The sequence below is a fragment of the Longispora urticae genome, from assembly GCF_053902585.1.
The window spans coordinates 67,770-90,587 of the sequence record NZ_JAQZSH010000031.1 but is presented as its reverse complement, the minus strand read 5'-3'; the positions used below and the strand labels follow the sequence as shown (position 1 = coordinate 90,587).

General features: G+C 72.4%; 21 protein-coding genes and 1 pseudogene. 8 read left to right on the top strand and 14 right to left on the bottom strand.

The window, feature by feature from the left end:
• Positions 1 to 24: 24 nt before the first annotated feature.
• From PT931_RS21595 to PT931_RS21585, 3 genes are read left to right on the top strand one after another with little or no spacing between them, the layout of a single operon-like run.
• Positions 25 to 2,667, top strand: a complete 2,643-nt coding sequence (locus tag PT931_RS21595; protein ID WP_456247569.1) for an MGH1-like glycoside hydrolase domain-containing protein — start codon at positions 25 to 27, stop codon at positions 2,665 to 2,667.
• A gap of 8 nt (positions 2,668 to 2,675) precedes the next feature.
• Positions 2,676 to 3,749, top strand: a complete 1,074-nt coding sequence (locus PT931_RS21590; protein ID WP_456247568.1) for an ATP-dependent DNA ligase — start codon at positions 2,676 to 2,678, stop codon at positions 3,747 to 3,749.
• A gap of 9 nt (positions 3,750 to 3,758) precedes the next feature.
• A complete protein-coding gene (locus tag PT931_RS21585) occupies positions 3,759 to 4,292 on the top strand; it encodes a type II toxin-antitoxin system PemK/MazF family toxin (protein WP_456247567.1) in 534 nt (177 codons plus the stop codon).
• 111 nt (positions 4,293 to 4,403) lie between these two features.
• On the opposite strand, the gene PT931_RS21580 is transcribed toward PT931_RS21585, so the two are convergent.
• Entirely contained in the window at positions 4,404 to 5,321 is a 918-nt protein-coding gene (locus PT931_RS21580; protein WP_456247566.1) for a S41 family peptidase, read from the bottom strand.
• Between the two features lie 56 nt (positions 5,322 to 5,377).
• On the opposite strand from PT931_RS21580, the gene PT931_RS21575 reads away from it, so the two are divergent.
• Complete coding sequence (locus PT931_RS21575) at positions 5,378 to 5,872, top strand: helix-turn-helix domain-containing protein (RefSeq protein ID WP_456247565.1); 495 nt, start codon at positions 5,378 to 5,380, stop codon at positions 5,870 to 5,872.
• An 85-nt stretch (positions 5,873 to 5,957) separates the two neighbouring features.
• Here PT931_RS21575 and PT931_RS21570 read toward each other — a convergent pair whose 3' ends face one another.
• Genes PT931_RS21570 through PT931_RS21555 form a run of 4 tightly spaced genes read right to left on the bottom strand, consistent with a single transcriptional unit; the run spans position 5,958 to position 10,568 of the window.
• Positions 5,958 to 7,565: a beta-N-acetylhexosaminidase gene (locus PT931_RS21570; protein WP_456247564.1), complete on the bottom strand. Its 1,608-nt coding sequence runs from the start codon at positions 7,563 to 7,565 to the stop codon at positions 5,958 to 5,960.
• Positions 7,565 to 8,401 (bottom strand): carbohydrate ABC transporter permease, encoded by an 837-nt coding sequence (locus tag PT931_RS21565; protein WP_456247563.1) that lies wholly within the window; start codon positions 8,399 to 8,401, stop codon positions 7,565 to 7,567. The genes PT931_RS21570 and PT931_RS21565 overlap by 1 nt, the downstream gene beginning before the upstream one ends.
• On the bottom strand, positions 8,398 to 9,297 hold the full coding sequence (locus PT931_RS21560) for a carbohydrate ABC transporter permease (RefSeq protein WP_456247562.1): 900 nt from the start codon (positions 9,295 to 9,297) through the stop codon (positions 8,398 to 8,400). The genes PT931_RS21565 and PT931_RS21560 overlap by 4 nt, the downstream gene beginning before the upstream one ends.
• Positions 9,294 to 10,568, bottom strand: coding sequence for an extracellular solute-binding protein (locus PT931_RS21555; protein WP_456247561.1), 1,275 nt, complete (start codon positions 10,566 to 10,568; stop codon positions 9,294 to 9,296). The genes PT931_RS21560 and PT931_RS21555 overlap by 4 nt, the downstream gene beginning before the upstream one ends.
• A gap of 126 nt (positions 10,569 to 10,694) precedes the next feature.
• Here PT931_RS21555 and PT931_RS21550 point away from each other — a divergent pair, with 126 nt between their 5' ends.
• Positions 10,695 to 11,468, top strand: coding sequence for an IclR family transcriptional regulator (locus PT931_RS21550; RefSeq protein WP_456247560.1), 774 nt, complete (start codon positions 10,695 to 10,697; stop codon positions 11,466 to 11,468).
• A 173-nt stretch (positions 11,469 to 11,641) separates the two neighbouring features.
• Here the strand turns inward: PT931_RS21550 and PT931_RS21545 are convergent, their stop codons facing one another.
• Positions 11,642 to 11,827, bottom strand: a complete 186-nt coding sequence (locus PT931_RS21545; RefSeq protein ID WP_456247559.1) for a hypothetical protein — start codon at positions 11,825 to 11,827, stop codon at positions 11,642 to 11,644.
• A 110-nt stretch (positions 11,828 to 11,937) separates the two neighbouring features.
• Here PT931_RS21545 and PT931_RS21540 point away from each other — a divergent pair, with 110 nt between their 5' ends.
• From PT931_RS21540 to PT931_RS21530, 3 genes are all read left to right on the top strand, one after another.
• Positions 11,938 to 13,056 (top strand): MFS transporter, encoded by a 1,119-nt coding sequence (locus tag PT931_RS21540; RefSeq protein WP_456247558.1) that lies wholly within the window; start codon positions 11,938 to 11,940, stop codon positions 13,054 to 13,056.
• 217 nt (positions 13,057 to 13,273) lie between these two features.
• Positions 13,274 to 13,834, top strand: coding sequence for an NADPH-dependent FMN reductase (locus tag PT931_RS21535; protein WP_456247557.1), 561 nt, complete (start codon positions 13,274 to 13,276; stop codon positions 13,832 to 13,834).
• 90 nt (positions 13,835 to 13,924) lie between these two features.
• Positions 13,925 to 14,074, top strand: coding sequence for a hypothetical protein (locus PT931_RS21530; RefSeq protein WP_456247556.1), 150 nt, complete (start codon positions 13,925 to 13,927; stop codon positions 14,072 to 14,074).
• A 108-nt stretch (positions 14,075 to 14,182) separates the two neighbouring features.
• Here the strand turns inward: PT931_RS21530 and PT931_RS21525 are convergent.
• The 8 genes and pseudogenes from PT931_RS21525 to PT931_RS21490 form a co-directional block, all read right to left on the bottom strand.
• A pseudogene (locus PT931_RS21525) lies at positions 14,183 to 15,073 on the bottom strand (ADP-ribosylglycohydrolase family protein); the annotation flags it as partial.
• Positions 15,074 to 15,142: 69 nt separating this feature from the next.
• Positions 15,143 to 16,357: an ATP-grasp domain-containing protein gene (locus tag PT931_RS21520; RefSeq protein WP_456247555.1), complete on the bottom strand. Its 1,215-nt coding sequence runs from the start codon at positions 16,355 to 16,357 to the stop codon at positions 15,143 to 15,145.
• Positions 16,358 to 16,523: 166 nt separating this feature from the next.
• Positions 16,524 to 17,675, bottom strand: coding sequence for a lactonase family protein (locus PT931_RS21515; RefSeq protein WP_456247554.1), 1,152 nt, complete (start codon positions 17,673 to 17,675; stop codon positions 16,524 to 16,526).
• A gap of 139 nt (positions 17,676 to 17,814) precedes the next feature.
• Positions 17,815 to 18,201: a VOC family protein gene (locus PT931_RS21510; protein WP_456247553.1), complete on the bottom strand. Its 387-nt coding sequence runs from the start codon at positions 18,199 to 18,201 to the stop codon at positions 17,815 to 17,817.
• A 128-nt stretch (positions 18,202 to 18,329) separates the two neighbouring features.
• A complete protein-coding gene (locus tag PT931_RS21505) occupies positions 18,330 to 19,463 on the bottom strand; it encodes an endonuclease/exonuclease/phosphatase family protein (protein WP_456247552.1) in 1,134 nt (377 codons plus the stop codon).
• On the bottom strand, positions 19,460 to 20,404 hold the full coding sequence (locus PT931_RS21500; RefSeq protein WP_456247551.1) for a UbiA prenyltransferase family protein: 945 nt from the start codon (positions 20,402 to 20,404) through the stop codon (positions 19,460 to 19,462). Before PT931_RS21500 ends, PT931_RS21505 begins: the two co-directional genes overlap by 4 nt.
• The gene (locus PT931_RS21495; protein ID WP_456247550.1) at positions 20,382 to 21,422 is read right to left on the bottom strand and encodes an NAD-dependent epimerase/dehydratase family protein; all 1,041 of its coding nucleotides are present in this window, start codon (positions 21,420 to 21,422) and stop codon (positions 20,382 to 20,384) included. The genes PT931_RS21500 and PT931_RS21495 overlap by 23 nt, the downstream gene beginning before the upstream one ends.
• On the bottom strand, positions 21,416 to 22,732 hold the full coding sequence (locus PT931_RS21490; RefSeq protein ID WP_456247609.1) for an aspartate aminotransferase family protein: 1,317 nt from the start codon (positions 22,730 to 22,732) through the stop codon (positions 21,416 to 21,418). The genes PT931_RS21495 and PT931_RS21490 overlap by 7 nt, the downstream gene beginning before the upstream one ends.
• Positions 22,733 to 22,818: the final 86 nt, after the last annotated feature.

The window sequence follows — 22,818 nt, the reverse complement described above, 5'->3', positions numbered from 1 at the left end:
CGCAATACCAGGCAAACTCAGTGGGTGACCTTCACCGACGACGTGCAGCTCGCCGAACGCCGCCGGCTGACCGAGGCCGACGAGGCCGGGGTCCCGTGGCGCGCCTGGGGCCCGTACCTGGCCGAACGCGCCTGGGGCACGGTCCGCGAGGACTACAGCGAACACGGCAACGCCTGGGAGTACCTGCCGCACGACCACGCCCGGTCCCGCGCGTACCGGTGGAACGAGGACGGCATGGCCGGGGTCTGCGACGACCGGCAGCGGTTCTGCTTCGCCCTCGCGTTGTGGAACGGCGTGGACCCGATCCTCAAGGAGCGGATGTTCGGGGTCGGCGGCGACGGCGGCAACCACGGCGAGGACGTCAAGGACTACTGGTGGTACCAGGACTCGACGCCCACCCACTCGTGGATGCGCTGGCGGTACCACTATCCACAGCGGCCGTTCCCGTACGACGACCTGGTGGCGGTGAACCACGCCCGGGGCCGCGAGGACAGCGAGTACGAGCTGGTGGACACCGGGATCTTCGACGAGGACCGGTACTGGGCCGTCACCGTCGACTACGCCAAGGACTCCCCCACGGACCTCTGCGTGCTGGTCACCGTGGCCAACCGGGGGCCGGAGGAGGCCACCCTGCACGTGCTGCCGACCCTGTGGTTCCGCAACACGTGGTCCTGGGGCACGCCGTTCCGGGACCGGGTGCCGACCATCTCCGGCGAGGACGGCCGGCTCGTGGGCCGCCACCAGCTGCTCGGCGAGATCACGCTCGCCGGGGACGGCGACCCGGGCCGGCTGTTCTGCGACAACGAGTCCAACGCGCCCCGGCTGTGGGGCCAGGAGCCCCGGACGGCGTACCCGAAGGACGGCATCAACGACCACGTCGTGCACGGCGCGGACACCGTCAACCCGGAGCAGGAGGGCACCAAGGCGGCGCTGCACTACACGCTGACCGTGCCGGCCGGCGGCGAGACCCGGATCCGGCTGCGGCTCAAACTCACCGGCGCGCTGACCGGCACCCCCGGCGACCGCGACTGCGACCTGGGCAAGGGCTTCGACGGGGTACTGCGGGACCGGCTCGCCGAGGCCGACGCCTTCTACGACGCCCTGATCCCCCCGCACGCCAGCCGCCCGGAGCGCGCCGTGGCCCGGGCCGCGTTCGCCGGCCTGATGTGGGGCAAGCAGTTCTACCACTTCGACGTCGCGCGCTGGCTCACCGGCGACCCGACCTCGGCCCCGCCGCCGGAGGGCCGGCACCGCAACGTCAACTGGTGGCACATGCACTCCGCCGACGTCATCTCGATGCCCGACCCGTGGGAGTACCCGTGGTACGCGGCCTGGGACCTGGCGTTCCACTGCGTCACCCTCGCCCGGATCGACCCGGCGTTCGCCAAGGAACAGGTGCTGCTGCTGCTCCGCGAGTGGCACATGCACCCCAACGGGCAGATCCCCGCCTACGAGTGGGCGTTCGACGACGTGAACCCGCCGGTACACGCGTGGGCGGCCCTTCAGGTCTTCCACCTCGACGGGGCGCGCGACCACGACTTCCTGGCCCGGGTGATGCACAAGCTCCTGATCAACTTCACCTGGTGGGTGAACCGGAAGGACACCACCGGCAACAACGTCTTCGAGGGCGGCTTCCTCGGCCTGGACAACGTGGGCCCGTTCGACCGGTCGGCGGCGCTGCCCACGGCCGGGGTGCTCGAACAGTCCGACGGCACGGCCTGGATGGCCATGTACGCGCTGAACCTGTTCGACATGGCGCTCCTCCTGGCGGTGCGCGACGCGACGTACACCGACATCGCGACGAAGTTCTTCGAGCACTTCGCGTACATCGCCGCCGCCGCGTACCACCAGGACCTGTGGGACGACAAGGACGGCTTCTTCTACGACGTGCTGCACCTGCCCGACGACAGCCGGCTGCCGCTGAAGGTGCGCTCGGTGGTGGGCCTGCTGCCGCTGTGCGCGACGACCACCCTGGACTCGGTGACCGTGTCCCGGCTGCCCGACCTGGCCGCCCGGTTGCAGTGGTTCGTGACGAACCGGCCCGAGTACGCCGACCTGATCGGGGTGCACCGCGCGTACGAGGCCGGGCACCAGCAGCGCCTGCTGTCCGTGGTCGGGCCGACGAACCTGACCCGGATCCTCAGCGTGATGCTCGACGAGGACGAGTTCCTCAGCCCGCACGGCCTGCGTACCCTGTCCCGCCGGCACCTGGCCGACCCGTTCTCGGTGACCCTGGGCGGCACGGACTACACCGTCGGGTACGAGCCGGCCGAGTCGAGCAGCGGCCTGTTCGGCGGCAACTCCAACTGGCGCGGCCCGCTGTGGATGCCGATGAACTATCTCCTGATCGGGGCGCTGCGCGGGTTCGGCGAGTTCTTCGGCGAGGAGCTGGAGGTGGAGTACCCGACCGGCAGCGGCTGGACCGTCACCCTCGACGACGTGGCCGACGACCTGTCCGACCGGCTGATCAGCCTGTTCGTTCCGGACGCGCACGGCCGCCGCCCGATGTACGGTGCGTGCGAGCTGTTCCAGAGCCATCCCGACTGGCGGGACCTGGTCGTCTTCCCCGAGTACTTCCACGGGGACAACGGGGCCGGCCTCGGCGCGTGGCACCAGACCGGCTGGACGGCCCTGATCGCCGACCTGATCCTGACCCGACGACGGTAGGAGCACCGATGGACCTGCCCGTGATGCCGCCGCTCCTGCCCATGTTGGCGAAGCCCGTGCCGAAGATCCCGCCCGGCCAGTACTACGAGCCCAAGTGGGACGGCTTCCGCGCGATCGTGTTCCGGGACGGCGACGAGGTGGAGATCGGCAGCCGGAACACGAAGTCCATGGTCCGGTACTTCCCCGAGGTGGTCGAGGCCGTGCTGGCCCAGGTCCCGGCGCGCTGCGTGCTCGACGGGGAGATCATCGTGGCGTCCACCCAGCACTCCGGGCTGGACTTCGAGGCGTTGCAGCAGCGGATCCACCCGGCCGCGTCCCGGGTGAAGCTCCTCGCGGGCACGACCCCGGCGCTGTTCGTGGCCTTCGACCTGCTCGCCCTGGGCTCCGCCAGCCTCATGGACCAGCCGTTCAGCGCCCGCCGCGCCGCCCTGGAGGACGCCCTGGCCGGCCTCGACGGTCCGGTGCACCTGACCCCCACCACCACCGACGAGACGGTGGCCGCGCGCTGGTTCGAGCAGTTCGAGGGGGCCGGGCTCGACGGGCTGATCGCGAAGAGACCCGATCTGGGGTACCAGCCGGACAAGCGCCTGATGTCCAAGGTGAAGCACGAACGCACCGCCGACTGCGTGGTCGCCGGCTACCGGGTGCACACCTCCGGCCCGGGCGTCGTCGGTTCCCTGCTCCTCGGCCTGTACGACGCCGACGGCACCCTCGCCTCCGTCGGTGTGATCGGCGCGTTCCCGATGGCCCGCCGCCGCGAACTGTTCGAGGAGCTCGCCCCGCTGGTCACCGACGCCTCCGACCACCCGTGGACCCGCGCCGCCCAGGAGTCGGGCACCCGCACCCCGCTGGAGGCCGAACGCAGCCGGTGGAGCGCCACCAAGGACCTGTCCTTCGTCCCGCTGCGCCCCGAACGGGTCGTCGAGGTCGCCTACGACCACATGGAGGGGCTCCGGTTCCGGCACACCACCCAGTTCCGCCGGTGGCGCCCGGACCGCGACCCGCGCTCGTGCACGTACGCCCAGCTGGAGGAACCCGTCCGGTACGACCTCCGGGAGGTGCTCGCCGCCGGTTCCCGATAGGGTGCCGCCATGCGCACCCTGTGGAAAGCCGTCACCGCACCGTTCCGCCGGAAGACCGCGCCGGCCGCCCAGCCCGCGACCAGGCCGGAGAAGGCCGCCAAGCCGGGTCCGACGCCCGGGACCGTGCCCGGCGCGGGGCAGCGCGCGAAGTCCCGCCCGGGTCCCGTGCCCGCCCGGGGCCGCAAGCTCGTCTACGCCCCCCAGCTCGACGGCCAGGCCGACCCGGGCGAGATCGTGTGGACCTGGGTCGAGTACGAGGACGACCCGTCGCAGGGCAAGGACCGCCCGGTACTCGTCGTCGGCCGGGACCGCGACCAGCTCCTCGGCCTGATGCTGTCCAGCCAGAGCGAACGCGACGGCCAGCGCGGCTGGTTGGCCCTCGGCCCCGGCAACTGGGACCGCGAGCAGCGCCCGAGCTGGATCCGCCTCGACCGGGTCCTCGACGTGCCGGAGGCCGGGATCCGGCGCGAGGGCGCGGTCCTCGACAGGTCCCGCTTCGACCAGGTCGCCCGCGAACTCCGCGACAACTACGGCTGGGCGTAACCACACCTTCCGGTGCCGGTCACCCACGGGGTGACCGGCACCACCGCCCAGTCCCACCGCTGGCCAGGCCCCACCGCCGCCCGGGCCCCGACGGCGTCGGGACAGCGACGGCTACGCGGCGGCCGGCTGCCCGGTGACCCGCGCCGAGTGCGTGGCCAGGGCGATCTCCAACGCCGAGGACGCCGGGCACTCGATGTCCGGGATCACGCCCGTGCCCTCCCAGTTCCCCCCGGTCACCGGGTTCACGGAACGGGCCACCGGCAGGGTGAGTTCCAGGTGCGGGTGCAGCCGGACCCCGATCCGGGGGTGCGCGCCGCCCCGGGTGCGCTCGCCGACCAGCGTGGCCCGGCCGAGCTGTTGCAGGTCGTAGGCCAGTTCCTCGCCGCCGGAGAAGGTGGCGGAGCTGGTCAGTACCCACACTGGCTTCTGGCCGCCGAACTTCGCCCCCGGGACGTACGGCAGCGTCCAGGACTGCACCGTGCGGTCGTTGTCCGCCTCGAAGACGTCGTTGAGGTGCACCCGCCCGTCGAACAGGTAGGAACAGATCAGCGCGACGATGCCCGGTTCGCCGCCGACGGTGCCGCGCAGGTCCAGGACCAGCGCGTCGGCCCGGGCGACGATGGTCAGCGCGGCCCCGAACACGTCGCCGACGACCTCGGCGGGCAGCAGCACGGGGCCGAGTTCCAGCAGCGCCACGTTGCCGGGCAGCCGTTCGATCCTGCCGATGCCGCCGAGCGTGCTGGCCGCCATCCCGGCCACCTGGGCGGCCAGCAGCCCGTCGGAGGGCAGATCGGGAAGTTCCTTCTCGTGGTACTTGAGCTGCAGGTGCTCGTCGCCGTTCACCTCCCGGAGGTCCGCGGTGACCAGGGTGCCGAGCGCCTCCGCGGAGTCGGCCCCCGCGTACCGCCCCGCCGCGAGCCGGTCCGCCAGGAGCTCGCCCAGCCGTGCCCCGATCTCGGGGAACACGTAGCTGCCGGTCACGAGGGCAGCGCTCTCCCTGACGATGTTGTCGATCTCTTCGGGTCGCATGCCGGGAAGTAGATCATGGGCTTGACCAAGCGTCAAGAGACGTAGACACTTGCAGGATGCATGAATCGATGGCGGTGACCTCGGCCGAGCAGTTCAAGGCGCTCGGGCATCCGCTCCGGCAGCGGCTGATGTTCGCACTCGGCGAGCCGACGACGTTGCGGCAGCTCACGGACCGGCTCGGGGCCCAGAAGGGCAACGTCGCCCACCACCTCAAGGTGCTCCGCGAGGCGGGCATGATCGTGATCGTGGCGACCCGGCGGGTCCGGGGCGGCACGGAGCAGTACTTCCAGCGGGCCGCCCGCCGGTTCGACCTGCCGCCCCAGGAGCCCGGCCCGACGGCGGCGATGTTCGGCGCGGTCGCCGAGGAGCTCGCCGCCGCCGAGGACGACCCGCTGCTCATGCTCCGGCACATCCGGCTCACCGCCGCCCAGGCGGACCGGCTCCGCGCGACCCTGACCGAGCTGGCCACCGGCCTGGAGCCGGCGGACCCGTCCGAGGCCCGCCACGGCCTGCTGATCAGCCTGTACCGGGAGAAGGACCCGCGCGCGTGAGCCGCCCCGGCGTCCCGCGCGGCTGGCCGCACGGTGCGCCGGAGGCGTCGGGCCGCTCCCTGCGCCCCGCAGGTGCGCTGCCGGGTCACGCCGGAGGGCGGGGTCCGTTGACCATCACGTCCAGTTCGGACTCCCGGTCGGCGCGGTCCCTCGGCCAGCCGGGCGCGTCCGGCCGGCGCTGCCAGGGCCGCGGCCCGTCCTCGGGTCGGTACTCCACTCCGAGCGCCTCCAGCCGGGGCAGGTGCGCGGCCAGCCGGGTCCGGAAGTCCGCCAGGTCCCGGCCCGCCCCGCTCCACACCACCTCGGCGAGCGCGCACAGCCGGGGGAACACCATGTAGTCCACGGCCCGGGTGCCCGGCATGTGCTCCGTCCACACGTTGCACTGGGCGCCGAGGATCCGGTCCGGGTGCGCGGGGGCCAGGGCGGCCGGGTCGAAGGCGTACACGTCGTCGAGGGTGAGGACCGTGCCGACCGGGATCGGCTCGTCCGGGTGGGCGGACTGGCGGTAGTCGAGGTACGTGGACAGGTCCGGGCAGGCGACGACGTCGTGGCCGGCCTCGGCGGCGGACCGGGTGACGCCGGGGCCCCGCCAGGCCGCGACGGTGACGTCCCCGGGCGCGCCGCCCTCGAGGATCTCGTCCCAGGCGTAGGCGCGCCGGCCGTGGGTGGCGAGGTGGTCCACGAGGCCGCGCACGAAGGCCCGGCGGGCGTCGGCGGGCTGGTCGGGCGGGCACTCGTCGCCGCCGATCCCGATCAGGGTGCCGGGGAACAGCGCGCACACCTCGTCGAGCACGTCCCGGCAGAACGCGAGCGTCTCCTCGGTGAGCGCGATGCCGTGCGGGGACAACCCCCACCCCGTTCTGACGGGTACGGCCTCCGCCGGCTCGCCGGGGGCCGTGGTCCCGTGGGCCAGCCACGGGTATGCCGCCACCGCCGCCTGGGTGTGGCCCGGCAGGTCGATCTCGGGGACGACGGTCACGAACCGCGCGGCCGCGTACCCGACGATCTCCCTGAGGTCTTCCGCGGTGTAGTGCCCGCCGTGCGGTCGGCCGTCGTGTCGGCCGTGCTGCCGCGAGCCGACCATGCTCTCGGTGCGCCAGCCGCCGACCTCGGTGAGCAGCGGGTACTTCGCGACCGGGAACCGCCAGCCCTGGTCGTCGGTGAGGTGCAGGTGCAGCACGTTGAGCTTGTGCGCGGCGAGCAGGTCCACGAACCGGAGCACGTCGGCCTTGGGCATGAAGTGCCGGGCGACGTCGAGCATGCAGCCGCGCCACGGGAAGCGGGGCGCGTCCCGGACCGTCACGGCGGGCACGTGCCACGGTCCGCCGGCCACGGGGGCGCGGCGGAAGGCGGCGGGCGGCAGCAGTTGGCGCAGGGTCTGGGCGCCGTGGAAGACGCCGGCAGGGTCGCCGCCCAGCAGGGTGACCCCGTCGGGCGTGACCACCAGCAGGTACCCGGAGGCGGGCAGCGCCGGGTCGAGGGCCAGCGCGATCTTCGGACGCCCGGGAACCGCCCGGCCGGGTGAGTCCGGGAGCGCCCCGGCGGGCGGCAGCCAGCAGCCCAGGGCCGGCCCCAGCTCCCCGCGCAGCCAGTGCGCGACCCCGTCGAGCCCCTCCCCCACGGACAGCGCGACGCACGGGGTCAGCGCGAACTCGCCCTGGCCCCAGGTGACCGAACCCGGCAGCGGCAGCATCAGTCCTTCACCGCCCCGCCGAGGCCCGAGACGAGCCGGCGCTGGACGAGCACGAAGAAGACCAGTACCGGAATGGTCAGCAGGGTGGACGCCGCCATGATGCCTCCCCAGTCGTTCTCGTCGGGTTTGACGAACATCTGCAACGCGGCCGGCAGGGTCTGGTTGTCCTTGGCGCTGATGATGAACGTCCGGGCGAAGATGAAGTCGTTCCACGCCGTGATGAAGGAGAACACGCTGGTCGCGGCCAGGCCGGGCGCGGCGAGCGGGAACGTGATCCGCCACAGCACCGTGAACCGGCTCGCCCCGTCGACGAGCGCCGCCTCCTCGACGGCCTCGGGGACGGCGGCGACGAACCCGCGCATCATCCAGATCGCGAACGGCAGCGAGAACGCCAGGTGCGTGATCACCAGCGCGCCGAGAGTGTTCAGGCCGACGCCGGGCACGGTGCCGCCGAGGTCGCGGATCAGGAAGAACAGCGGGATGGTCAGGGCCTCCACGGGCACCATCTGCGCGATCAGGAACATCACGAGCACGGTGGTGCGGCCCCGGAACCGGAACCGGGTGAGCGCGACGGCCGCCAGGAACGCGACCACCCCGGACAGCATCACGACGGACACGGCGACGATCAGGCTGTTGACGAAGTACCGGCCGAAGTTCTCCTGGCTGAGCACCCGGGTGAAGCTGTCCAGGCTGGGGTGCCAGGTCCAGGGCCGGACCGCCGTGGACGTGATCTCGCCGGCCGGCTTGAACGCGGACAGCAGCATCCAGTAGATCGGGAACACGGTGACCAGGGCGACGAGGATCGCGGCCGTGTTGGCCAGGGGGCGACTTCTCATAGTTCCTCCCCCTGACGGCGGATCGCGCGGACGTAGAACAGGGTGACGACGAGCAGGATCAGGGTCATGACGACGCCGATCGCCGAGCCGAGGCCGTACTCGGAGGAGCCGAACGCCTTCTGGTACGCGTACACGTTGAGCACCAGGTTCTGGCCCGCGATCCCGCCGCCGGTCATCACGTAGATCTGGGTGAAGATCTTGAAGTCCCAGATCACGGACTGGATGACCACGATGGTGATGATGGGCCGCAGGATCGGCACGACCACCTTCCAGAACTGCTGCCACACCGTGGCCCCGTCGATCCGGGACGCCTCCAGCACGGACTCGGGGACGGCCTTGATGCCGGCGTACAGGCTGACCATCACGAACGGGAACGAGTGCCAGACGACCGTGGCCCCGACCAGCGCGAACGCGGAGTACCGGTCGTAGAGCCAGTTGTGCCCGCCGAGCCCGAGGGTCTGGTTGACCAGCCCCAGGTCGGTGTCGAACAGGAACAGCCACACCGTGGAGCCGGTCATCGCCGGGGCCGCCCAGGCCGCCATCGCCGCCAGGGACAGGCACAGCCGGGGGATCCGGCCGACCCGGGTGAGCAGGACCGCCAGCGCCGCGCCGACCGCCAGGGTCGCGAGCACGCAGGCCGCCGCGAACCAGACCGTGGTGCTGAGCACGTTCCAGAACTGCGGGTCCGACAGCAGCGTCGTGTAGTTGTCCGCGCCGACGAACTCGGCGGGCTGCCCGCCGGAGACCTGCGGCTGGCGGTAGTCGAAGACCGAGATCAGGCCCAGCTGGTACAGCGGGTAGCCGAACAGCGGGACCAGCACCACGGCGGTGGGCAGCAGGTACAGCAGCGGCAGGAACCGCCCCCGCCTGCTACCCACCCGGACCGCGGTCGTCATCGGCCGAAGGCGCCGTTGATCGCGGTGTTGGCCTCCTCGGTGGCCTTGTCGACGCTGGCCTGCCCGGTGACGATTTTCTGCAGCATCGTCGGGATGACCTTCTGGCTGTCGACCTTCACCCACGCGGGGTCCAGCGGCACGAACCGGGTGCCGGCCGAGGCGGTGGCGAGGAACGGCTTGAGGAAGGCGTCCTTGCCGGCCACGTCGGCGAGCGCGGCGGAGCTGGTCGGCAGGTTGCCCATGGCCTCGTACATCTTCGTCTGGTACTTCTGCCCGCCGAGCAGCTTCGTGAACTCCACGGCCAGGCTGCGCTTCTTCGTACCCTTCAGCACGCCGAGGTTGTTGCCGCCGGCGAACGCGGGGGCCACCGAGCCGGGCTTGGCCCCGGGCAGCGGCACGACCGCGTACTTGCCCTTGGCCGCGCCGGCCTCGACCGCGCCCTTGTTGAAGTTGCCCAGGATGGCCATGCCGGCCTTGCCCGTGGCGAACAGTTCGGCCGTCTTGCCGCCGGTCAGCCCGGCGCAGGCCTGGGCGGGACAGGTGGCGAACAGGTCGGTGTAGGCCTTGACCCCGGCCCGCGACTCCGGCGAGCTGATCGCCCCGGTGTACTTGCCGTCCTTCTTCGCGGCCACGTCGCCCCCGGCGTCCCAGACGAACGGCAGGGCCCCGAAGGTGTACTCGCCGCCGACCGCGATGCCGTACAGCTCCGGCTTGGCGGTGCGGATCCTGGTGGCCGCCGCCGCGAGCTCGGTGTAGGAGGTCGGGGGCGCGATGTTCAGCTCGGTGAACACGTCGGTGCGGTAGTAGAGGGCGCGCAGGCCGACGTACCACGGCATGCCGTACAGCTTGCCGTCGATCGTGGCGCTGCCCAGCAGGTCCTTGGAGATGTCCCCGCCGGTGACGTCCTTGGTGAGGTCCGCGAACCCGCCGGCCGCGACGTAGTCGGCCACGTCGGTGTTGCCGTACTCGGCCACGTCCGGGGCGCTCGCCGGGTCGCTGAACGCGCCCTTGAACTTCTCGTGCCGGGTGTTGTTGGTCGGGATGTAGGTGATCTCGACGGTGACGCCCTTGTGCGCGGCCGTGAACTCGTCGACCGCCTCCTTGACGACCTTCTCCTTCGGCGGCTGGTTGGGCTCCTGGAAGAGCCACACCCGCAGGGCCCCGGTCTTCTCGTCCACCCCCGCGTCCTTCTGCGGCGCGGCCGAGGGCGGGGCGCAGGCGGCCAGCAGGGCGCCGGCGGCGGCCAGCGCGGCCCATCTCACGATCTTCACGGGGTACCTCCAGGGGGGCGTCGTTCCGCTGGGCGGAAACCTAGACACCCCGCGCCGGCACGGACAAGGTTCTGCCTCAATCGTTCTGCTATGCAAAACGTGGTGCCGAGGAAGTAGGGTCCTGGCATGACCGAGCGCAACCAGTCCTCCTCGCTCCGCCGCGCGCTCGCCGTGCTCAGCCACGTCCGCGAGCACGCCGGGGTGGGCCGCGGGGTGTCGCTGACCGAGCTGGCCGAGGCCCTCGACCTGTCCAAGAGCACCGTGTTACGCCTGGCCACGCCCCTGCTGGAGGCCAGCCTGCTCGCCCGGGACCGCGACACCGGGGCGTTTCGGCTCGGGCACGGCGCGCTCGTCCTCGGCCAGGCCTATCTCTCCACACTGGACCTGCGGGCCATCGCGTCCGAGGAGGCGCACCGGCTGATGCGCGAGGTCCGCGAGACCGTGCACCTGTGTGTCTACGACGCCCCGAACGTCGTCTACATCGACAAGGTGGAGAACCAGACGAACCTGCGGATGGCGTCGCGGGTCGGCAGCCGGATGCCGGCCTACTGCACGGCCGTGGGCAAGGCGATCCTGGCCTGGCTGCCCGACGAGGCCATGACCCCCGTGGTCGCCGCCGGCATGCCGCCGCTCACCCCGCACACCATCACCGACCCCGCCGCGCTGCGCGCCGAACTGGTCAAGATCCGCACCCGGGGGTACGCCGTGGACGACCGCGAGAACGAGCAGGAGGTCCGGTGCGTGGCGGCCCCCATCTTCGATCACTCCAATATGGTGATCGCCGCGATGTCGGTGTCCGGGTTGACGTCGCGGATCACGCCGACCCGGGCCCGGGAGCTGGGGGCGACGGTCACGGCCGCGTGCCTGCGGATCTCCCGGGGGCTGGGCTCGACCCGCTAGAACCCCTTGACGGGTACCGGTTCCCGACGGTCCGCCGGAGTGTCCAAATTCGGGGATGCCCAACGGGGCGGTGCGCGCGGCGACAGCCCGGAGGGCCCGGCTGGACGCGCGGGTCGAGATCGGCGAACCTGCGGACGGGGATGAGCCCGCGTGCCCGGGGCGCGTCCGGGGCCCTAGGACGGGGCCGGATTCGGTGCGGGGGAAGGGATCGGCCACCAGGCCAGGGGTAGTGCCACCGGGTGCCGGGGCGGCGGTAACCGTCGGCGACGGCGGCGGCGCGCGTCATCCGCCGCCGCCCAGCGCGCCTCGATGTCCGCGATGAGCACCTCCACCGGTTCCGGGACCCTGTCGGCGGTCATGGTGCGGAGGCTACCGCCACAGGACGGGGCATGAGGTACGAATGACGCGAACTCCGAAATGATCGGCTGGGTATCGTCACGGGCATGCGGAGAAACGGGCGGGGTGCGGCATGAGTCCCCGGTGGGCGGTGCTGGCCGTGTTCGCGGTGCACGGGACCGTGTCCGGCAGCCTCGCCGCCCGGATGCCGTGGATCGCCGAACACGTCGGCGCGGGCCCCGGACAACTGGGACTCGCCCTGACCATGCCGGCCGTCGGCGCGCTCACCGCGATGCCGTTCGCCGGCCGGATCGTGGCCCGGCTCGGCGGCCGGCGCGCCACCCAGCTGCTGATCGCCGCGTGGGCCGCCGTCCTGGTACTCCCCGCCCTCGCTCCGAACCTCGTCACCCTGTGCGCGGCGCTGCTCCTCGCCGGGATGTGCGCCGGCACCGCCGACATGGCCATGAACGCCGAGGGCGTCGCCGTCGAGAAGCTCCTCGACCGGCCCGTCATGTCCGGCCTGCACGGCGGCTGGAGCGTCGGCGGCCTGCTCGCGGGCGGACTGGGCGCGCTGCTCGCCCGCGCCGGGGTCGACGCCCGGGCGCACTTCGCCGTCCTCGGCGCGGTCCTGGTCGTACTCGGCCTCGTCGCGGGCCGGTCCCTGCCCCCGGGCCCGGCCACCCGCGAACGGACCGCGTTCGCCCTGCCCCGGGGCGCCGTCCTCGCGATCGGGCTCGTCGGGTTCTGCGCCGTGTTCGCCGAGACCGCCACCGCCGACTGGTCCGCGATCTACCTGGTCCGGGTACTCGGCTCCGACCAGGCCGCCGGCGCCCTCGCCTACGCCGGGTTCGCCGCCGCCATGACCCTCGCGCGCTTCACCGGGGACGCCGTCGTGCACCGGTTCGGCCCCGTCCGCACCACCGCGGTCGCGGGCGCGGTCGGCACCCTCGGCGGCGTACTCGTCGTCGTCGCCTGGGCGCCCTGGGTGGCCGTGACCGGGTTCTCGCTGATCGGACTGGGGATCGCGACCGTGGTGCCGTTGGCGTTCTCCGCCGCCGGGCGCACGGGCGGGGCGGGCGCCTCGGGCACCCACGCGATCGCGGGCGTGGCGACCATCGCGTACGGCGCCGGGCTCGCCGCGCCCGGGGTGATCGGCGGGCTCGCGGACGTGACCTCGCTGACAGTGTCGTTCGTGGTGATCACGGGACTGGTGGCGGTGGTGGCCCTGTCCGCCCGCGTCCTGCGCACCTGACCGGCCCGGGTCCTCCGCACCTGGTCGGAGCGCGGGCCCCGGCCTCCCGTCCCGGATCCGTGACCTGCGGCGACGGCCCCCGTCGGCCGTACCGGTCACGGCGGACGCGGCACCGGCGGCGCGGATCCGGTCACCCGGTGCCGGTCGCCGGCTTGACTTCCAGTCCGGTTGAACTTCTACGGTGGCTCCCGACCCACCCCCCGTTCGAGGAGCCCGCATGTCGCAGTCCCCGATCCGTCTCGCCGTCATCATCGGCAGTACCCGTGAAGGCAGGATCTCCCCCACCGTCGCCCGCTGGTTCGCCGAGCAGGCGACCCTGTCCACCCGGTTCGAGATCGACCTCATCGACGTCGCCGACGTCGCGGTGACCGCCGACATGAGCGGCGGCCCGACATCCGTGGCCGACCGGATCGACGCCGCCGAGGCGTTCGTGGTCGTGACGCCCGAGTACAACCACAGCTTCCCCGGCCCGCTGAAGAGCCTGATCGACGCCCACAAGCCCGAGTGGCGGGCCAAGCCGGTCGGCTTCGTCTGCTACGGCGGCGTCTCCGGCGGCCTGCGCGCCGTCGAGCAGCTCCGCCTCGTGTTCACCGAACTGCACGCCGTCTCCGTCCGCGACACCGTGAGCTTCCACGGCGTGTGGAGCCTGTTCGACGCGGAGGGGCAGCTCGCCGAGCCCACGGCCGCCGAGGGCGCGGCGAAGGTGATGCTCGACCAGCTGGCCTGGTGGGGCGAGGCCCTCCGCGACGCCAGGGCCCTCCGCCCGTACGGCGCCTGATCAGGTCGTGACCCGGGGCCGGTCACCTTCGCGGCCGGCCCCGGCCCGACCGTGACCGGCGTCGTCCCTGGTCGTGGCTAGGATCGAAGGATGACAACCAACTCTGAGCGGGACTTCAGCACCCTCCCGGAGCGGATCCGCCCCGAGGAGATGGTCGAGACGAAGGACACCCGGGCCACCCGGGACCTCCCCGACGACGTGAACCCGACCCGGGACCAGGCCCTCCAGTCGGGCGGCTGACCCACGGCACCCGGGACCTCACGGCCCGACAGCACCACCCTCGGCGGGAGGTGTCGGAAGCCCCTTCGCGGGCGCCGGCGCCTCCCGCACCGGTTCGTCCGGCGTCGCCCAGGTAGGCAGCGGCTCCCTGGCCGCCAGCCAGGCTCCGGGTACGCCCCGCACCCCGGGCGCCTCGCCGATGCCGGTGTGCGCGGCCACGATGCCACCGACGATCGCCGCCGTCGTGTCCACGTCACCGCGCGCCTCGACACAGGCGAGGATCGCGGCCGGGTAGTCCGTCAGGAACGTCGCGGCGGCCCACAGCGTGAACGGCACCGTGTCCTGGGCGGTGACCCGCGCCCCGTTGCCCAGTTCGTACGCCGCCTCGGCCACGGACCGGCCCAGTAGCGCACGGACCCGGCGGACGCCGTCGGCGGTCAGGCCGTCGGCGAGATACGGTTCGACGGCGTCCAGCAGGGCGCCGGGCTCCTGGACGGTCCCCCTGGTCGACGCGGCGTGGCAGGCGGCCACCGCGACGGCCATCGCACCGACGATCCCCTCCGGGTGCCGGTGGGTGACCTCGGCGGACAGGGCGGCCTGGGTGGCGGCGCGGTCCGGGTCCCCGGCGAAGTACGCCCCGAGCGGCGCGACCCGCATCGCCGCCCCGTTGCCCCAGGAGCCGCGGCCACCGAACAGCGCGCCGGCCGCCTCCGCCCAGGGCGTCCCGTCGCGGATCTGGTGCAGGACGACGACGGCCCCGCCGCCGTAGCCCCGGTACGGTTCGCAGCGGTCGGCGAACACGTTCGCCAGAATGTCGCGGTCCATGGCGCCCCGGTGCCGGAGTTCGGCGTACACGGAGCAGGCCATCTCGGTGTCGTCCGTCCACTCCCACGGGGGTGCTGGTGGGCGGCCGGCGAGCAGGTCGGGCAGCGAACTGCCGGGAACGAAGAACTGGGCGCCCAGCGCGTCGCCGACGGACAGGCCGTCCAGGGAGTCGCGGGCGGGATCGGATGCGGTCATACCCGGGCCATCATGCCCGCACGGGCCGGCCGCCGCCACCCCGCAGGGTCCCGGCCCGGGCGGGCGCGGCTAGTCGGCCGGTTCGCTGGACACCGTGTAGCGGGCCGCCACGTCCATCACCTGCACCGCGACGGTCTTCGAGTCCGTGCCGACGAACCGGAACCGTCCCCCCGCGTACATGTACGAGATCTTGTTCCACACCACCGTGCCGACCGGGGGCACCACCTCGGCGTACAGCCCCGGGGCACCGGCCATGCTCGGGGCGGCCGTGACCCGGTACGGCACGTCCGCCAGCGCCGGCACCAGCAGCTGGCCCGTGATCCGCTCGGCCGGCCCGAACTCGGGCACCTCGGGCACCTCGGCGCACTGGAGCCGGAACTCCAGTTCCATCAGGTCGATCCCGTGCACCTCGCGCCACACGAACGGGATCTCCCCGCCGCCGGGCCGCCGGGCCACCTCCAGGAAGACGCACTCGTTGTCGGGGGTGAGGAAGAGTTCCAGGTGGAACACCCACGGCTCGGCGCACATCCCCGGGATGATCCGGCCCAGGAACGCCTCCACGGCGGCGAGTCGCACCGGGTCGTCGAGTTCCACGGACCCGACCGCCTCGCCGAGGGTGAACGCCAGCGGGCCGACGGTCGCCGAGCCCGGCACGTTCATGTACTCCGAAGCCAGCCAGGGGCCCAGTTTCTCGCCGGTGTAGTAACCGTCCACATGCAACACGGTGTGCGGCAGGTAGCGCTGCACGACCAGCGGGGAGTCGGGGCTCGCGTGGATCTCCTGGTCCGGCCCGTCGAGGCGGGTCACGCCGGTGCTGCCGGCGCCGCGCAGCCGTTTCGCGATCACCGGCCAGCCGACCCGGGCCGCGAACGCGTCGAGTTCCGCCCGGGAGGTGACCAGGGCGTGCTCCGGGACCGGCACGCCGACCGCCTCGGCCGCCCGCAGCATGTCGTGCTTGTCGAGGAAGCGGTGCACGTCGGCCGTGCGCGGGCCGGGCACGTCGAACTCCTCGCGCAGGAGGACCGCGACCGCGTGGTTCTGTTCGTGCAGGGCCACGATCAGCGCGGGCGGTCCGTACTTGTCGAGGGCCGGGTCGAGGGCGGCGCGGACCGTGGCGTGGTCGTGCAGGTCGGCGACGAGGAGGACCTCGGCGGCGGTGGGCGGCACGGCGGAGAGGTACGCGTCGAGGGTCACGTAGGTGACGTGCTGGGTGTCGTGGTCGAGGTAGGCGGCGTAGTCGGCGAACGGGCCGGTGAAACGGTTGATCACGATGACGTGCGACACGATGCCTCCACAGTGGAACCGGAACCCCGGCCATCCTGGCGGCACCGTCCACCGACTGTCAAAACCCCCGATCAGAGGGGTGCGGGGGCCCCGTGCTCGGCACCCTGGGCGCGCGGGCGCTGGCCGGGTCGGGGCCCACCGTAACCCTCTGATCGGGGTTGGGGTTTCAGGCGAGGAACTGGGTGACGGCCGGGGCGGCCAGGCGGCCGGCGAGCGGGCCCGGCAGGCCGGACGCGCGGTCCACGGGGAACCAGGTCACGTCGCCGGAGCGCTGGTTGGCCACGTGCAGCCACCGGCCGGACGCGTCGAGCGCCAGGTGCCGGGGCCAGTTGCCGCCGCAGGACGGGGTGGCGAGCAGCCGGAGCCGGTGGCCCTGCGGGGTGGCTCCGAACACGGCGACGCTGTTGTCGCCCCGGTTGGTGACGTAGACGAACCGGCCGTCGCGGGACACGGCGATCTCGCCCGGATAGTTCCGGGTACCGGCGGGCGCGAGCAGCGGGTCCAGCACCTGCTCGACGGACAGTTCCCCGGACCGCCACCGGCACACCGCGACCGTGGAGTCCAGCTCGTTGGCGACGTAGACGTACCCGCCGCGCGGGTGGAACACCAGGTGACGGGGGCCCGCGCCGGTCCGCAGCCGGAACTGGCTCCGCTGCCGGAGCCGGCCGGCCTCCAGGGTGTACACGTAGATCGAGTCCAGCCCCAGGTCCACGGACAGCAGCCAGCGCCCCGACGGGTCGGGCACGATCTGGTGCGCCCGGGCCGCCGGCTGGCCCGGGCCGGGGACGTGGGTCGCCACGTCGGTGCGCGGGCCCACCCGGCCGTCGGGGCCCAGCGGGTGGGTGACGACCGCGCCGCCGCCGTACAGGGACACGAACAGGTGCCGGCCGGACGGGTGCACGGCGATGTGCGCCGGGCCCGCGCCGGTCGGCTGCTCGTTCAGCGGGGTCGGGCGGCCGGCCGCGTCCAGGCGGAAGGAGTGGAGGGTGCCGGCGGACTCGCTGATCGCGTACAGGGTGCGGCGGTCCGGGGCGGGTTCGAGCCAGGACGGGTCGGGGACGGAGTCGAGCCAGCCGGTGACGGTGGGGGTGCCGGTGGCCGGGTCGAGGGTGCCGGCGCCCAGGCCGTGGCCGCCGTCGGAGGTGTAGCTGCCCAGGTAGAAGGTGGGTTTTGGCGCGTCGGGGGCCGGGGCGGCGTCGGGGGCCGGGGCCGGGGCGGCGTGGGCGGGGCCGGGCATCAGCGCGCCCCCGGCCACGAGCGCGGAGCCCGCCGCGGCGGTGCCGAGGAGGGCGCGGCGGGACAGTTCGGTGGAGGGCATCGGACCGGTCCTCTCAGAGGTGTCACGATCAGCATGGAATGCCCCCGGTGTCTAACATGCCCCAGAATTGCCCGGCCCTCGCTTTCCGCCTGACGGAAAACCGGCCTCGACGGGTACGCGCCACGGTACGCGGTCCCGGCTACCCGCCGCTGCCGTACGGCCGGGTGATGATCTCCATGTTGTGCCCGCTCGGGTCGAGGAAGTACGCGCCCCGGCCGCCGTCGTTCCGGTTGATCCGCCCGGCCTGGCGGCGCTCGGGATCGGCGTAGTACGTGACGCCGGCCCGCTCGATCCGCCCCAGGATGGCGTCGAACTCCGCCTCGGACACCAGGAACGCGTAGTGCTGCTCGACGACCTCGGCGGGATCGTTGTCCCAGAAGTCGAGGGTGACCCCGTTGCCCGTCTGGACCGGGATGAACGGCCCCCACTGCCGGCCCACCTCCAGGCCGAGCAGGTCGGCGAGGAACGCGGCGGACCGGCGCTTGTCGTGCACCTTGACGATGATGTGGTTCAACTCGATCGGCATACCAGGATTGTCCCCGCAGGGACGGCCGCGCGCCCACCCGTCGACGGGACCGGGCGGGCGGACCCGGCGGTGCGCGGGCGCGGCCGGGACCCGGGGCGGGCGCCGCGCGCACGGCGCCCGCCCCGGTGCTACGGCACGGACACGGTCAACTCCTGCGTCCGGTGGTCGCTCATCTCCCGCGGATCCCCGAACTCGTACCGGTGCACCTTCACCCCGCCCCGGGTGAACGCCCAGTCCAGCCGCCAGAACGGCATCCAGGAGTCGTCGCGCCAGCTCACCGGGTACACGGAACGGTTCGCCCGCAGCGCGTCGGTCGCCACCGAGGTGAGCCACCGCATGTCCCCCATCGCCGGGGTGGTGTTGAAGTCCCCGGCGACCAGGGACGGGTGCGGGTTGGCCTTCACGTCGGCGCTGAGCCCCTCGAACTGGGCCCGGCGTCTGAGGTCGTTGTCGTTGACGTCGAGGTAGAAGCCCGGGGAGACCAGGGTGCGCTGGCTGAGGTGCATCGGGATGTGCACGTTGTAGACGGACAGCGCCGAGCCGTTGTACAGCAGGTCGGTGCGCAGGACCTTGGCCGCCTCGAACACCTGCCACCAGTCCTCGTCGGGCAGTTCGCCCGGGTCGGGGCCGACGGGACGGACGCCGAGCACCTTGAGCCTGGTCATGGTGAGCAGCTCGCCCCGGATGACGAGGTGGTAGCCGGGGAACTCCTGGCGGAGCCGGTGCAGGTCGGCGGCCGAGCGCGCGCCCCGCCACAGCCCGTCGACGCCGGGCCGGAAGTCCCAGTTCAGGTACTCCTGGAGCAGGTACACGTCGGCCTTCCGGCTCTTGAGGAAGGCGTAGAACTCGTCGGCCCCGTCGGCCTGGTTCCAGTACTCGGTGTTCCAGGAGAACACCTTGAGCGCGCCGGGCGGGGCGGGGCCGTCGCCGCCGCCGAGCACCGCGTGCGGGTTGAGCCCGCTGTGCGGGAGGCCGAGGAGCAGCGAGAACACGGCCAGCAGGACCACCTTGCGGCGGCGCGCGGTGAACCGGACCAGCCCGAGGAGGACGACGGGTACGAGGACGAAGCCGATCGGCGGGGCGATGTCGAACAGGAGCCACACCCAGAAGGTGCCGCTGAAGGCCCAGTGGGCGAGGACGTAGAGGAACCAGAAGGTGGCGAGGGCCGGCACCAGCCCGACCAGCCTCCGTTTCCGGGGCGGGGCGGTCGCGCGGCGCATGCGGGACCCGGCGCGCGGGGGTTGGGACAGGACAGCGGTCACGACAGCAGCTCCGGGTAGCGGGCCGCCACGAGGAACCCGGCGAGCAGCAGGCCCCACAGCAGCGAGTTGACGACGAGCACCCGGTCGCGGAGCAGCGCCCGCACGGGGTCGCCCTCCGACTGCCGGACGAGCACGCCCTGGAGGTAGCGGAACAGTCCGAACAGCGCGAACGGTACGGAGCACAGCATCGCGAGCTGGCCGTGCGCCCCGACGGGGGCCTCGTCGCGCATGTAGAGCAGGAAGGCCATGCCGGTGAGGCCGGCGTTGAGGAGGAGCAGGTTGTCGATGAGGGGCAGGGAGTAGCCGCTGAGCGAGGGGCGGTGGTTACGGCTGGCGACGACGAGTTCGTAGCGGCGTTTGCCCAGGCTGAGCAGCAGGCACAGGGTGAAGACGGAGACCAGCAGCCAGCCGGAGTAGGCGACGTCGAGGGCCACGTAGCCCAGGGCCATCCGGAGCAGGAAGCCGGCGGACACGACGAACACGTCGAGCAGGGGCAGGTGTTTGAGTTTGGCGCTGTAGGCGACGTTGAGGACGAGGTAGACGACGACGGGCCAGGCCTGGGCGGGGTGCGGCGCGAGCAGTGCGGCCAGTCCGGCGCCGACCACCCCCGCGAAACCCCAGGCGACGGGTACGGAGATCCGGCCCGACGCCACCGGCCGGTCCCGTTTGCGCGGGTGGCCCCGGTCGCGGTGCCGGTCGGCGATGTCGTTGACGATGTAGACGAGCGCGGAGGCGGCGACGAACACGGCGACGGCCCAGGCCAGCCGGGTCAGGCCGGCGAGGTGCCAGGCGGGCGCGTCGATCAGGGCCAGGGGCACGACGAGCAGGTTCTTGGGCCACTGGGCGGGGCGGATCAGGGCGAGCAGGTCGGTGCCGAGCCGGACCCGGGGCGGGTCGCCCGGCAGCTCCAGGACGGTGCTAGAAGAGGAACTTGACGACACCGAGGGCCCCCTGCTTCCACGGATCTCGACTGGTTCGGCCACTGCCGCGCGGGCGGACCTCGGTCCGTTGTTCCCGCCACCACTCGTAGGTGCGCAGGATCGCGTCGGCGTTGGAGTACTTCGGGGAGAAGCCCAGCCGGTCCCGGGCCTTGTCGATGCTCACGTACGAGTCGGCCATCAGCTTGTGCAGCAGCCGGCCGTACACGGGTGAGAGTTTCGACTTCTCCAGCAGCGAGAGGGCCGCCAGCGCCGGGCGGGCCGGCAGGGACACGACGCGTCTGCCGTGCCCGGCGGCGTCCAGGACGGCCTGGAAGTCCTCCCGCAGGGTGCCGAACTCGGCGGCCCCCACGTTGTAGGTGTCGTTGGCGATCTCGTCCGGCGCCCGGAGCACGGTGACGACGGCGTCGACGAGGTCGGCGAGGTCGAACATCTGGATCCGGACGTCGCCCCTGCCGAGGACGGGGAAGTTGCGCCCCTCCTCGGCCCACTCGAACAGCATGGCGAACAGGCCCATCCGGCCCGGCCCGAGGAAGGTCTTGGGGCGCAGGACGGGCAGCAGCATCCCTCTGTCCCGGTAGGACAGCGCGAGCTGCTCGGCCTCGGCCTTGGCCCGGCTGTAGTGGTCGACGGGCAGGTACGGGTAGTCCTCCGGGGTCGGGACCACCGTGGGGAGGCCGTAGACCGCCGTCGAGGAGATGTAGACGAACCGGTCGACCTTGGCGGCGTGCGCGGCTTCGAGTACGGCCGTGGAGCCGTCGACCACGATCGAGCGGATCTGTTCGGCCGGGTAGCTGGGCAGGGCCGCGGCGCAGTGCACGACGGCGTCGACCGCACCCTCGGCGAGCAGCTTCCGGAGCAGCGCGGCGTCCCGGATGTCCCCGACCACGTGCCGGAGCCCGGGGTCGTCGGCGGGGCGCAGGTCGAGCCCGATCACGTCGTACCCGTCGGCAACGAGTCTCTGGACGAGGTGCGAGCCGAGCATGCCGGCCGCGCCGGTGACGAGGATCCGGGCTACCACAGCGAGCCCACCTTCTGGGTGACGAACCGGCGGACCAGCTTGGCCAGGCCCTGCGACAGCGTCTCGTCGAGCGCGTCGACGAACCGCTCCGCCTCGGCCGGGGTCGCGACGAGCGGCGGGGCCACGACCAGCGGGTTCTTCCCGTTCAGGGTGTAGTAGGTGAAGATGTCGTGGTCGGTGTACAGCGCGTTGATCACCGAGGTGGTGATGAACTTCGTCCGGAACTGCGGGTCCTTCGCGATCCCGCCGGGTGCGAGTTTCGCCACCAGGTCCAGGAGCTTCGGGCCGCCGTCGAGGAACACGCCCCACAGGGCGCCGGCCCCGGCGACGGAGGACACGCTGTCGGGGTGGGCCTTGGCGATCCGTTCCAGGCCGGGCTTCAGGACCCGTTCGAGGTCGCGGGCCCGGGCCGGGTAGTCGTCCTCCACCGCCACGTTGACCGCCTCGATCGCGGTGGCGCACTCCTCGCCGAAGCCGTAGTACGTGGTCGAGGTGGACTGGACGAGGGAGTCGTTGAGGTTGTCGTAGGCCTTGCGGAACACCGGTTCGCGGGCCACGAACGCCGAGATCGAGGACTTGCCGCCGCCGAAGGACTTGGAGGTGGTGACGACGTCGGGCACGAGTCCGGGGTAGCGCATGAAGTAGAACAGGCTGCCCGTCTTCCCCCAGCCGGTGTAGATCTCGTCGAAGACCAGCACGATGTTCTCCCGGGTGCAGATCTCGCGCACCCCGCGCAGGAACTCCTCCGAGCACCACCGGATCGTGGACGCGCTGAACGGCTCGATGAGCAGCGCGTAGATGTCGCCCCTGTGCGCGGCGACGAGCGCCTCGACGGAGGCCAGGTCCCCGTACGTGAACACCTGCACGCCGGGGATGCCGGGGAAGGCGAACTTGTTCTGCGACGAGCCGGTCAGCGAGCCCGAGCCGAGCAGCTTGCCGTGGAAGCTGATGTCGGAGCGCAGGATCGTGTTCCGCTTCCCGCCGTGGTACTTGTACGCCAGCTTCACCGCCCCCTCCACCGCCTCGGCCCCGGAGTTCGGGAAGAACGACATGCTCAGGTCGCCGGGCAGCAGCTGGGCGAGGTTGTGCCCGAGGGCCGCCAGGTACGGCGAGAAGTAGGTCTTGTGCACCTCCATCCGCTGGTTCTCCTGGAACCGCCGCCGGGCGGCCAGGATCCGGGGATGGTTGTGCCCGTGGTTGAGCACCCCGACGCCCCCGGTGAAGTCGAGCACCTTCCGGCCGTCGCGCAGGTGCAGGTAGGCGCCCTCGGCGTGGTCGACGAGTTCCCGGCCGAAGCCGAAGGAGGTCATCAGCGACACCTGGGACCTGTTGACATAGCTGCGGTACAGGTCGTGCACCTGCCTGACGTCGAGGGCCTCGGCGGCCTCCACTGTCA

Coding starts and splice junctions, on each gene's coding strand:
- PT931_RS21590 (WP_456247568.1), top strand. CDS start 2,676: ATGGACCTGCCCGTGATGCCGCCGCTCCTGCCCATGTTGGCGAAGCCC.
- PT931_RS21565 (WP_456247563.1), bottom strand. CDS start 8,401: ATGAGAAGTCGCCCCCTGGCCAACACGGCCGCGATCCTCGTCGCCCTG.
- PT931_RS21570 (WP_456247564.1), bottom strand. CDS start 7,565: ATGCTGCCGCTGCCGGGTTCGGTCACCTGGGGCCAGGGCGAGTTCGCG.
- PT931_RS21515 (WP_456247554.1), bottom strand. CDS start 17,675: ATGCCCTCCACCGAACTGTCCCGCCGCGCCCTCCTCGGCACCGCCGCG.
- PT931_RS21580 (WP_456247566.1), bottom strand. CDS start 5,321: ATGCGACCCGAAGAGATCGACAACATCGTCAGGGAGAGCGCTGCCCTC.
- PT931_RS21585 (WP_456247567.1), top strand. CDS start 3,759: ATGCGCACCCTGTGGAAAGCCGTCACCGCACCGTTCCGCCGGAAGACC.
- PT931_RS21575 (WP_456247565.1), top strand. CDS start 5,378: ATGCATGAATCGATGGCGGTGACCTCGGCCGAGCAGTTCAAGGCGCTC.
- PT931_RS21510 (WP_456247553.1), bottom strand. CDS start 18,201: ATGCCGATCGAGTTGAACCACATCATCGTCAAGGTGCACGACAAGCGC.
- PT931_RS21530 (WP_456247556.1), top strand. CDS start 13,925: ATGACAACCAACTCTGAGCGGGACTTCAGCACCCTCCCGGAGCGGATC.
- PT931_RS21550 (WP_456247560.1), top strand. CDS start 10,695: ATGACCGAGCGCAACCAGTCCTCCTCGCTCCGCCGCGCGCTCGCCGTG.
- PT931_RS21540 (WP_456247558.1), top strand. CDS start 11,938: ATGAGTCCCCGGTGGGCGGTGCTGGCCGTGTTCGCGGTGCACGGGACC.
- PT931_RS21490 (WP_456247609.1), bottom strand. CDS start 22,732: ATGACCTCCTTCGGCTTCGGCCGGGAACTCGTCGACCACGCCGAGGGC.
- PT931_RS21535 (WP_456247557.1), top strand. CDS start 13,274: ATGTCGCAGTCCCCGATCCGTCTCGCCGTCATCATCGGCAGTACCCGT.
- PT931_RS21545 (WP_456247559.1), bottom strand. CDS start 11,827: ATGACCGCCGACAGGGTCCCGGAACCGGTGGAGGTGCTCATCGCGGAC.
- PT931_RS21560 (WP_456247562.1), bottom strand. CDS start 9,297: ATGACGACCGCGGTCCGGGTGGGTAGCAGGCGGGGGCGGTTCCTGCCG.